Consider the following 11,869-nt stretch of genomic DNA (forward strand, 5'->3'; position numbering starts at 1 on the left):
CGGCGCCGCCCCCGTGGACGTGCCCGTCATGCAGACTCCCCCGGCCTGATTTTCACGGCGATGCCCCACGCCGCGAGCACGGCGATGCCTAAGAACCAGGCCGCGCAGACCACCAGACCCGCAGCCCCGGTGCCGTTGACGGCCTCGCCGGCCGCGGATACGGGGGTGTGCCCGGCGATTCCGCGCAGGAGAGGACGGAAGTGGTCGGCGGGCATGAGCACCGTGTTGACGAACATCGCAACGATGATTAACGGGATGAGAGCCACGGAACCCTGGGGGCTGGTGATGGAGAACGCGATGTACGTGCCGGTGCATGCGGCCGCCGCGGCAACCATCGCGCCGGTCACCGCGATCCTCCACCACCAGGACACCTCCGGGAGGCCGTCGGACAGCAAGGCGGCCACCGCCGCGACGACGACCGTCATCGCCATGATCCGGATGAACTCGGCAATAATCCGTGCGGCCGGCACGGCCGCGTACGGTGACGGCATGGTGATTAACCGCTCGTGGAAGCCATTGCTGCGTTCAACGAACACGGTGGACGATCCCGTGATGGCCAGGATGAACGCCCACGCCGTCACGACCAGGATGACCGCGTTCCGGAGTTCGAACTCTCCGGTGAGCTGCCTGACCAGGCCACCGAACATGCGGTTGACGATGAACAGGTACACGAGCGGAGCAATGAACGTCATGAACCAGAAGTCGGAGCGCCGCAGCCAAATGTGGACGATGCGCCGCAGATGCACGGAGACGGCGTCGATCATGATTCGCTCCTCGAGGTGAACCGGCGGATGAACAGGACGATTCCGGCGACCACCGCGACGCCGAGCCACAGGGCTGCCTCTTCCCCGGCGCTATCCGGGAAGGCGTCCGGGGACGCCGCCCTGATCACCTCGATCATCGGCGAAAACGGCATGTGACGTACGACGTCGCGCAGGGAGCCGTCCAAAGCGGTCGCCGGAATGAACGCGGTGGAGAACATAAGCAGCAGCATTTCCAGCGCCTGGATCGATGAGGCCGTCGACACCGGGGCGGGCACCATCAGGATCACCCCGTCCGTGACCAGGGACAGGACCGCCGCGGCGAGCAGCGACCACAGGACAGTCCACGCGACGTCACCGACAGCCATGTCGAGTCCACAGGCCCACGCGACGACCAGCAGCGCCGCGATCGACGCGGACATCCGCAGCAAATCGGTGGCGAGCCTGCCGGCGACATAGCCGCCTGTGGCCCCGGGCAACACGCGCACGCGGTCAACAAGCCCGGATTCGACGTCCTGTCCCACCGCCATCGCCGACGCCGCGGCGGTGAACATCGCCGCCTGGAACAGGCAGCCGCCGAGCACGAAACGCAGGTACCCGAAGCCGGATTGCCCCGCCGAGTACCCAAACACCGCGTACAGGCACAGCAGGAAGAGGGGCGGAACTACGAACATGGAGATCAGCGACGCGGTGTTGCGTCGCAACAGCAGCAGATCCCGACGGAGAAACGCCGCGACCGACGTCGCACTCATCGCGCCGCACCCCCTGCGTTCATCGATATGAACACCTCGTTGAGGGTGGGCGGCGACACGCTCAGCGAATCCGGCAACGCTTCCGAGGCCTCCATCGCCCGCGCCACCGCCTCGAGGATCCGTGGCCCGGGGTCGACGTCGAGGGACACCGACTTCCCCGCGACGCGGGCGCGGTCCAGGCACGTTCCCCCGAGGCAGCGGGCGAACGCCTCCGCCCCGGCGGCGGTGGCGAAGGACACGCGGAGCACGTGCGACCCGAAGTCGCGGCGCAATTCCTCCGGCGTTCCGCTGGCGACGATGCGGCGGTCCTTGAGCAGATGGACGTGGTCTGCCAGCGCCTCCGCCTCTTCCAGGTACTGGGTGGTCAGCACCAGGGTCATTCCGTCGTCCCGCAGCTGCCGGATGAAGCCCCACAGCTCTTCGCGGCTGACCGGGTCCAACCCCGTCGTGGGTTCGTCGAGGAACAGCAGCCTGGGCACGACGCACAGCGACGCGGCGATGTCGAGGCGCCGCCGCATGCCACCCGAATAGGCCGACACCAACGTCGAGGCACTGTCTGCGAGCGAGAATTGCGCGAGTAGTTCCGTCGCGCGGGCGGCCGCGTCGGCGCGGTCGAGTCCGCGCAGCCGCCCGAAGAACTCCAGGTTCTCCCGGCCGGTGAGGTTCTCGTCGATCGCCGCGAATTGGCCGGTGGTGGCAATGTCGGCGCGCACGCCCACCGGATCCTCTTTCACATCGCGCGAGAAGATGCTCACCTCGCCGGAGTCTGCGGTGATGAGCGTCGACAGGATTCGGATGAGAGTGGTCTTGCCTGCGCCGTTGTGGCCGAGGAACGACACAATCGCCCCGGCGGGCACGGTGAAACTCACGCCGTCGAGCACATGCTTGCGCATCCGGGCACCGCGCTTTCCCTTACGCCCGCCGTCCGGCGGGGCACCTGCACCGCCTTCGGGCGCGGTGCCCGCTTTGCCCGCAATCGGGTAGCTCTTCGTGAGGTTGCGGACGACGATCGCCGCACCTCGTTCAGCTTTCTCCGTCATCGTTTCCCCTTTTCTTTGGTATCGCAGTGGGCCGCTGTCGGCAGCGGCCCCGTGGTCGGGTTGTCATGCGGCACCTCGATATGGATGCCCGCATCGCGGGCGAAGGCGAGGACCGGTTCGAGGAGCCGGGGGTGGCCGACGAGATCCCGGCACCCCGGCGTGACCGGCTTCCCCGCCACCGCCACAACGGTGGCGGCAGCAATCGCCGCGGTCATTTTGTAGGAACCTGGGCCGGTCGCCCGGACGACGGTCGTCTCGGCCGACGGCCCCGCATCGCCCGCGCCGGCGGACGACAGTGCGGCGACCAGCTCGGCGGGTTGCGGAGTGCCCTTCGCCCGCGCCTTCCGCGATGTCACGGCCGCCCCGAGACGGGCGAGCAGACCGGAGACAACGGGCATCGCGTACAGTCTCGACGTGCAGATCTTCTCCACCAACGCATCGGGGAGGGCATCGAAGGCGACGTGGTAGGAATATCCACGGATCGAGGGGCACACCTCGCGTACGACGTCGACGTCCGGGCATTCGTAGCCGATTCCGCTTTGCGACGACACCGGGTTGCGCCGCACTTCGACAATGGCGCCGCCGAGCATCGCGCGGTATCCGCCGCGAATGGTCCGGAACATCGACTCGACCGACGCGGCCCCGGATTCCTGGTCGGCGCCGATTCTCAGATCGACCCGCACATCGCGGACCTCTTCGACCCCCGCAGCGCGGGCCCCGAGAATCAACAGTGCCGTCGACAAGCCCGGGCACAGGCCGAACCCGGTGAGCACGGGAACCCCCTCCCGCCGGGCATCCCCGTCGAGGGCCATGATTGCGCGGCGGGCGTCGATCGAATCGTTGACGTCGATGTATCCGGTGCCTGAGTCAATGCAAGCACGGGCGAGTGAGTCTGCGTGCACCTCGAACGGGCCGGTGCAGTTGACCACCCAATCGTGTTTGCGGAATACCCTGCAGATCTCGTTGTGGCCGGCGGCGATCCTCAGCGGGAAGTGCCGCCCCGGGCCATCGTCCGGTTTCTTTCGGGAAGTGTAGGCCAGCTCGATCCCGTCGACGGCGCCGAGCATCCCCCGGACGAGCCGTCCGGTGACGCCGGTACCTCCGGCCACCAGCACTTTCACAGGTTCGCCCGCGTCGCGGTCCCGTGCTTCCCCGCCGTTTCGTCGATCAGTCACTTTCCATCTCGTTTCCCCGGTCCCGCGACCGGTCGATTCCATCGGACGACGGGTCCACTGCCCTGTCGTCCGTTTCCGGCGCCCGGCGCCGGTGTTCGATGTACTCCCCGATGAGAGCCCCAGTCAGCGCGGCATCCTCTCCGAGGACGAACGAATAGTGGTTTCCCGCGACGCCGGCGACGCAGAGGTCATCGACGAGGTGGTCCCGCCACTGGTCGTGGTTGTGAGCCTCGCCGTCATCGGGGAAAACGAACAGCGCCTCCCTCACCCGCCCCTCGGGCCGGTACCGAGTGCGGGCATCGATGAGCGAGCGCAGCGAGTTGAACTCCGTCGCTGTCACCCGGTCGCCGGAAAGCCCAAGGTCCTCCAGGAGCGTCGGTGCGACCGCTGCGGCCAGGGCACGCAGGCGGGCCCCTCGTTCCTCATCGGTCTCGTCGACCCCGCCGAACTCCGCCCAGAGGCGGGCAACCGGCGTTCCGTGCGGGAGATCGGCGATCGAGGGCATCACCCGGGACAGCAGCCCCTTTTCGGATTCCGCGTCGAAATCCCCGACGTCGACCGCGATCCCCGGAGCCAGGCTGTCGAGAAACACCAGCGCAGGATCGAGATCGGCCAAACGGAGCGCCATCTCGGCCGCGATGGTGCCGCCGAGGCTCCATCCAACGATCGCAGGGGCGGCACCGTCGACGAGCACCTCGCGGACCCGGCCCGAGTAGTGGGCCGCGATATCGCCGATGCCGATAGCGTGGGGGAATGGTCTCTCGAACTCCGCGAAGCCGACACCCCACACCTGCCCGCCACCGGGGATCGCGAGTGCCAGGTCTCGGTAGATGTCGACGGTGCCGAATCCGCCGTGGACGAGGAAGATCGGGCGCGCCTCATCACCGCTGCGCAATAGAACCAGCGAACGGTCCGTGGCCGACGCGCCGGGGTCATCCGCGTCCCGCCGGTCGGTCGGCGTGGCCGTCGACTGGCCGACGAGCTCTGCCACGCCACGTGGCGTCGGCTTGGCCAGCGCTTCCGCGAGCGGCACCGACGCCCCGGTGATGTCCTGGATCCGCTGCATCAGTTTCACGAATCCCAGGGAGTCGTAGCCGAGGAGGAACAGGTTGTCGTCCGCGCCGGCTTCGGCGCCGCCGAGGTCGGCCCGGACTATCCCAGTGATGACCGTCAGGTATCCGCGAACTCGGCCCATCAGGTCCCCGGATGCGATCCTCGAGATCGCGCCCGCCCTGTCGCGCTCTGCCGATAACACGCCCGCGACGCCGTCGTCGATCACCCCACCGCCGGAAGAAGTGCCCCCGACCGCCAGGCGCAGGTGCCGAACCTGGCCGACGCTCAGCGGCGCCGCTTCGGAGCAGCCCCCGGCGAAGCCCGACACCGACCTGATGTAATGGTCGAAGATGTCCTCCACCAGTTCCGGTTTCAGGATCTGCTCGACGAAATCCCAGGCGACGTTGATACGCCCGTCGACCTCCATCACCTGGTTGTCCAACAGCACCTGCGGAGTCTGGGAGATGGCGTAATCGACGTCTCCCAGGACGTGGGCATCCTTGCCCGAGCCATCGCCTGCCGCGGCCCCCTCGCCGAACAGCAACGAGGTGTACACGAACGGCGCTATGGCCTGTCCGACGGGCAGACCCCGGTGGCGCGCGATGGTGCCGAGCAACGACACCCCGGAGTACCCGGCCGCCATGTGCCCGAGCAGCCGGTTGCGCAGTTCCGCCGTCCACCAACGGAGATCATGGTCGGCGGCCGCTTTTACAGGCATCAGAATGACGCCGGTGAAATCACCGAAGACGCCGGCGACGTCGGCGATTTCGGAATCACGGTTGTACGTGGTGATGTTGATGCCGACCGAATCCCCCTTCGACCACAGCGACAGGCTCGTCGCATAGCAGGCGAGAAGCAGTGCGGACACGCTGCCGTCGGCGGCGCTGGCCCTTTCCCGCAACAGTGCGGTTTCCTCAGCGGTGAACGTGTACGACAGGCGACGCATCCGCGGCACATCCACGTCCGCGGCCGCACCGCTTGATGGAAGGGTGTTGCCGGGCGGGAATTCCTCGACCACCGTCCGAGTCAACGTCTCTTCGCCCCGCCCGACCGCCGAAGCTTCCCGACGCTTCATCTCCAAGACGTACGTGCGGTAGTCGCCAGTGACGGGCGGAAGCTCCGTTCCTCGGTACAGCTTGTCCAGGTCGTCGATGAAAATCCGCTGGCTCGCCCCGTCTCCGATGATCATGTCCACGCTGAAGAACAGGCGGTGCCGCCCGTCCGGGAGCGCGAACGCCGACAGATGGAACAAGGGCCAGCTGCCCAGATCGAATACCTGGTGGCTCAGCTCATCGCGCTTGCGCCGCACCGCCTCGACCACGGTCGCCTCATCGGCGGTCCGGTAGTCGGCGACATCAATACGGTAGCGCGGAACCTCCGGCAGGATCCGCTGCGTGGCTTGTGCGGTGAACACGACGCGCAGCATCGGATGCCTGCGGATTAGCTTGTCGAGGGCGTCTTCCAGGCGATCGATGTCGGTACCGGGTTCGGTGACGGATTCGATGTAGTAGTGCTCGGTGACGCCGCCCAGCTCGAACCCAGAGTTCCGGCCAACGTAGTAGGCCTTCTGCATGTCAGTCAAGGGGAACGGCGCGTGGGGGTCATCCCCGAATTGTTCCACCGGATCCTTTCCGTGGGCACTCGCGGAGCATTCTCGGGCGCCTCCTGCGGCTGAACCGGCACCGACGGCACAATCGGGGGAAGGCACTGCCTCGGCGACGGCTTCAGACTCGGCCCCGGACTCCCGCATGGCCTCCGATACAAGGCCGGCGATGTGCGCGATGGTCGGGTCGACGATGACGTCGCGGAAACGGAGCCGGACTCCCGTCTTCTGCCGGATTGCGCGAATCATAACCTGGAATTGCAGGGAATCGCCGCCGCGGCGGAAGAAGGACTCTCCCGCGCCGCACGCCGAATCCGCGGCACCCGTCGACGGGGCTTCCCCGAGAATCTCGTCGAAGACTCCGGACACCAACTCGATCGCCCCGGGGTCGGCGACGGAACCAGCCGAGCCCACGGCTCCGGCCCCCGCCCCGGCGACCTCGCCATCGGCCGTTGCCCCGCCGCCCGCGGCGCCGACGTGCCTACGAATTTCCTCCTGGTCCAGTTTCCCGTTGACGGTAACGGGCAGGTGCGCCACCGGCAGCAGGACCGTCGGTACCATGTACGCTGGCAAGCATCGGGCAAGCTCGGCCCGGACGGCATCCCGCGAGCCGGTCATATCGTCCACCGGAACGTAGAGGCACGCCAGTAGTCCCCGATCGCCCGATTCGACGACCGCCGCCATCGACGCGGTCACCAGGCCGGACCGCTCGAGGACCGACTCGATTTCTCCGAGTTCGACGCGGAAGCCCGCGATTTTCACCTGTCGATCGCGGCGGCCGAGAAATTCCACAAAACCCTCCGCGTTGAACACGCCCACGTCTCCGGTCCGGTAGCAGCGACCGATGCCTGGGACATACCCGAAGGCGGCAGCGGTCCGCTCCGGATCGGCCGCATACCCCTGCGCGACGCCGAGACCGCTGATGTGGATTTCCCCCGGCACCCCGACAGGGCAATGCACCCCGTCGGGCGCGAGCACGTGGATGCCCTGGTTCGCCAGCGGGTACCCGTAGGGAATGCGGTTTTCCAGGCTATCGCGTTGCAACGGGTAGTGGATGGACCAAATGCTTCCTTCGGTCGCACCGCCCAGGCTATTGATCGACGCGTTCGGGAACATGGACATGGCGCGAGCCGGAAGCCCCGCTGCGATGCGATCGCCGCTGAGCAATACGGTGCGCACATCCGGGAACACGTCGTCGTCCGCCGCCCGGACCAGGGCGAGCTCCAACAGGGCGGGCGCGGAGTTCCACAGCGTGACCCGCTCTTCCCGCAAGACGTTGAGGATTTCATCGGCGTCGCGTTCGTCTCCGACCATCGTCACCGTCGCGCCTGCCGCGAACGCACCGAACACGTCGTAGACCGACAGGTCGAAGCCCAGCGACGACAATCCGATGATGCAATCGGCGGAGGTGACCCCATACTGCCGGTTCACGTCGAGGATGGTGTTGATACAGTTGCGATGACTGATCCGCACACCCTTTGGCCGGCCCGTGGTCCCCGAGGTGAAGATGACGTAGGCAAGGTCGTCAGGGGCAGTGCCGGGCGAAGAGTGCGCACCTGCGCTGCTCGCGCGGTCGCAGACTTCCGCGGCTGCGGGCTTGCCGACGCCCGCTACTCCGCTTTGGTCCAGTTCATCGATCACGCCGGTGTCCAGAATCGGGCCCGCCGCACCTGAGGCTTCCACTACGTATTCTTGTCGCTGGGCCGGCATGCCCGCGTCGACAGGCACGAATGCGGCTCCCGCACGCAATGCGCCGACCATGTTGACGACGTCGTCGGGATGCTTGGTGTAGCGCACGATCACCGCATCCCCCGCCCCGACGCCGGAATCCGAGAGTTGGCGGGCGATGCGTCCGGCCCTGGCCCAGACCTCGGCGTAGGTGTACGAGATGCCACGGGCGGCGAGGCGCACGGCCGGCGCATCCGGAGTCGCCGCGCATGCGGCTTCGACAAGCGAAACCAGGGTGTCATCGTGGATCGGGCCCGCAGCGTCGTTGTAGCGGGCGACGGCCCTCTCCGTCTCCGCATGACGGATGGGCAGAGCCTCTCCCCCCTCCGCCACCACGTCCAGGGCCTCCGCAACGGCTCCGAACATCGCATCTACCGCAGGGAAGTAATCGTCGACCACGTCCCACGACAACGCCATCCCGCCCGATGCCGGCATCACCTGGATGTCGAGGCACACCTGCGCGGTTTGCGTGTAGACGCGTTCGATGACCGGGCTGCGCCCGCTTCCCCGCTCGCCGCCGAGGTAGCTGGTGAACACCACCGGAGCGGTGGCCTGGGACTGATTGGCCGCGTCCCGGAGGAATCGCTGTAGCACCTCCACACCGGAAACGCAGCGGTGGGACAGCCCTTCGCGGATGTCCAGGTCGATCGCCTCCGCCAACCCGTCGATGGTCGCGGCTCTCCCGGCGTCGACGCCGACAAGCATCGATGAAGTGAAATCTCCCATCACCCTCGTGCCCGCGGCGAGGCCGCTGCGTTCGCTGACAGTCACGTTGACCGTCAACGCGGATTCGGGCAGCCACCTGCAGACGACGGCGGCGTTGACGGCCATCACCAGCGACGACAGGGTAACTCCAATGCGGCGGGCACGTTCGCTGAGCTTGGCGGTGACCTCCGCGTCGAGCACCGTGCCCAAGCGCCGGGTCGACCAATCGTCGCCACCCCCCACGGCCGCCGGGAACTCCGGACGCCGCGGCAGATCTGCGGCCTTCTTCTCCCAGTAGGCGAGGTCCTCGGCCCGTTTCCCGTCGCGCCGGCGCGCAGAGATTGCCGCCAGGGCATCCCCATATCTGGAAGCCGGAGCCGGCGGCTCCCCGGCCAGCAGGGATTCGAGCTCGTCGAAGAACAGGTACACCGAACCCGCATCCATGACGATCATGTTGAAGTAGATGAACATCCTGCACCCGCCCGCATCTGCGAGCAGCCTCGCGGCGACCATGGGGCCGTCCTCGTTCGACGATCGCGCCGCGGTTCGCATGTCCCGACGGATCTCCCCCACCGCCGCGTCGATATCGTCGCCGGACCCGACTACCTCGACGGTGGCGAGGCACACGCCGGTCGGGCTCAAGACCCCGGCATCGACGTCGAGCCGATGGAACAGCACGTCGTGACGCCCGAAGACCGCCCGCACGGCCTCCTCCACCTGCGGCAACGAATAGTCGTGCCGGGATTCCGCGTAGATGTACGTCGCTTGGCCACCAAGCTCGATGTCCTCGTCCGCGCCGAGCAGGTAGGCGGTCTGGATTGGATTGAGCGGGACCGCATCCGCGGGACCAGCCCCATTTTTGCCGGCACAGCCGTCATCCGACTCACCCGTCGCTACAGCGGGATCGGCCCCGGCAGCGGCGCCTGCGGCAGATCCGGCATCAGCGCCACCCCGGGCGGCGTCGATGACGGCCGCCAAATCAGCGACCGTGACCCCGGTGTCCATCGCCGCGTAATCGATGGTGACCCCGTACTCGTCCTCCAGCGCCAGCAGCATCTGGAGGAAAGTCAGGGAGTTCGGGATGTGGTCGCGGAGTTTCACGTCCGCCGAATCCAGGTGCACGCCGATGGCGTCGGCGATGGACTCCGACAGCCGTTCGGGGGCGACTCGAGCCCCGGTGCGGGCTCTTCCCACGGCGGTAGATGCGACGGCCGGCGCGATCGTTTCATTGGTCATCGTCATCGCCTCAGAGCAGAGCCTCGAGCTTGCGGCGGAGCTTCTTGCCGTTCGACGCGACGGGCAGCTCGTCGACCCACAGAACCCTGGAGACGGGCACCCCGGCGACGCGCATCAGCTCGGTCGTCGCGGACCGGGCCACCGCCTGTTCATCGATCGGAGGCTCATCCCCGTCCGATTGCCCGGCACCGGTCGCATCGTCGGCCTTACGATCGGTCGGGGTCCGCCTGGCCAAGAACACGGCGATCTCCTCTTCGCCCGTGGCTGGGTTGCTCCGGCCGAGAACGGCAACATCGCGGTCAAGCACATTCTCCAGCACGGCTTCCAAATCAGCCGAATAGTAATTCCGGCCGTTGACGAAGATGATGTCCTTCTTCCGGCCGAGGACGAACAACTCGCCGTCGCGGAGAATGCCCATGTCCCCCGTTGCGAACGCCCCATCATCGGTGAGCTCGTGCTCCACGATCCCCTCTGCTGTGATCGCGGCGCGGGTCATCGGAGCGCCGGCGATGTGGATTTCACCGACGGTGCCGTCGCCGAGGACCCCGCCCCCGTCATCGCGGATGGTCAAGGAAATCCCCGGGACGGCCTTGCCCAAGGCGACGAACTCAGCTCCGGACTCGCTCTCGATGTCCTCGAAACGCTGCCCCGTGGCGATGCCCGTCCGGTCAAGTCGCACCGTGGACAGACCCGAGTAGATATCCCGGGTCGTGACCAGCAGGCAAGCTTCGGACATTCCGTAGGCGGAGGTCAGGGCATCCTCCCGGAGGCCCACGGCGGACATCGCCGCGAGGAACCTCCGGGCCAATGGAGCGTCGATGGGCTCAGAACCGCTCATCAGCTTCTGGACGTTGGAGAAGTCGTAACCGTGGTCATCCCCGAGGGGCCGGCGCTCGAGATGGCGCAGGAAATGCTTGAACGCGAAGTTCGGGCACACTGTCACCGTCGGCCGGTGCCTGGTCACGGCCTCGAACCACCTCGGGGGATCGGCGACCACCTCGGAAACCGGCAGCAACACCTGGTCGTACCCACGAAAAAGGGCATAGACGTGGAAGCCGATCAGCGAAAGGTTGTGGGTCAACGGCAGCCACGTGAGCATCTTGTTCTCGTACCGGTGCGCGTGGCGTGGGATTGTCGCGCGCAGCCCGTTCAGCACGGACTCGTTGGTTACGATGACGCCCTTTGGCGACCCCGTGGAGCCGGACGAAAACTGGATGAGGGCTTCGCCGGCCGTCCCACCTCGCACCGGGAACGCGGGGACCGCCCCGGCGCCATCCCCGGAATCCACGTCCCCCGCCTGAGAGAAGTCCGATTCAACATCACCCGGCATCGCCGCACTCGGTTCCGCGGCAGCGTCATTGACGATGGACACGTCGAGCAGCCGGTCCTCGCCCACGACCACGGCACCGTTTGCGCCGGTGAGCAGCGTGTGACTGCGTTCGTCGACCAGAATCGGGGCCCCGGGCATCATGTCCGAGAGCGTCCGCACCCTGTCGACGTCAACCGGGCCCGACACCGGCGGCGCAAGCGCCGGAACCGCGCCGGCGTAGACGCAGCCCCAGAACGCCCGGATGAGCCCACGGTTCTCTGAAACCTGGAAGATCACGCGATCGCCGGGGCCGATGCCGGCTTCGGCCAACCGAGTCGCAGCCGCCACCGCCTCCGCATGGACCCGGCCATACGGGACGAAGACGTCCCGCCGATTCTCGACGAAGGTGATCCCCTTTTTCGTCTCATCGGCCTTGTCCCGAAGCACGTCGCTGATGGTCCGGATCGTGTTCATTGGTACCTCTTTCGGTTGTCGGCGCCATGCCGG

Annotated in this window: 6 protein-coding genes; all 6 read right to left on the reverse strand. The window is 67.1% G+C overall.

Translation table 11 applies throughout. From position 1 onward, the window contains the following. Window positions 1-26: 26 nt before the first annotated feature. Genes QKE19_RS03145 through QKE19_RS03170 form a run of 6 tightly spaced genes read right to left on the reverse strand, consistent with a single transcriptional unit; the run spans window position 27 to window position 11,836 of the window. A complete protein-coding gene (locus QKE19_RS03145; protein ID WP_048733945.1) occupies window positions 27-764 on the reverse strand; it encodes an ABC transporter permease in 738 nt (245 codons plus the stop codon). Beyond that, entirely contained in the window at window positions 761-1,513 is a 753-nt protein-coding gene (locus QKE19_RS03150) for an ABC transporter permease (RefSeq protein WP_016423213.1), read from the reverse strand. The genes QKE19_RS03145 and QKE19_RS03150 overlap by 4 nt, the downstream gene beginning before the upstream one ends. Continuing rightward, the gene (locus tag QKE19_RS03155) at window positions 1,510-2,553 is read right to left on the reverse strand and encodes an ATP-binding cassette domain-containing protein (RefSeq protein ID WP_049172221.1); all 1,044 of its coding nucleotides are present in this window, start codon (window positions 2,551-2,553) and stop codon (window positions 1,510-1,512) included. Before QKE19_RS03155 ends, QKE19_RS03150 begins: the two co-directional genes overlap by 4 nt. After that, complete coding sequence (locus QKE19_RS03160) at window positions 2,550-3,728, reverse strand: saccharopine dehydrogenase (protein ID WP_239660040.1); 1,179 nt, start codon at window positions 3,726-3,728, stop codon at window positions 2,550-2,552. The genes QKE19_RS03155 and QKE19_RS03160 overlap by 4 nt, the downstream gene beginning before the upstream one ends. Continuing rightward, window positions 3,721-10,053 (reverse strand): amino acid adenylation domain-containing protein, encoded by a 6,333-nt coding sequence (locus QKE19_RS03165; protein ID WP_347890345.1) that lies wholly within the window; start codon window positions 10,051-10,053, stop codon window positions 3,721-3,723. The genes QKE19_RS03160 and QKE19_RS03165 overlap by 8 nt, the downstream gene beginning before the upstream one ends. A 10-nt stretch (window positions 10,054-10,063) precedes the next feature. Continuing rightward, window positions 10,064-11,836 carry an AMP-binding protein gene (locus QKE19_RS03170; RefSeq protein WP_347890347.1) on the reverse strand — a complete coding sequence of 591 codons (1,773 nt, stop codon included), beginning with the start codon at window positions 11,834-11,836 and terminating at the stop codon, window positions 10,064-10,066. Window positions 11,837-11,869 lie beyond the last annotated feature (33 nt).

The sequence above is a fragment of the Corynebacterium sp. c8Ua_99 genome (assembly GCF_039907185.1).
Classification (GTDB): Bacteria; Actinomycetota; Actinomycetes; order Mycobacteriales; family Mycobacteriaceae; genus Corynebacterium; species Corynebacterium jeikeium_D.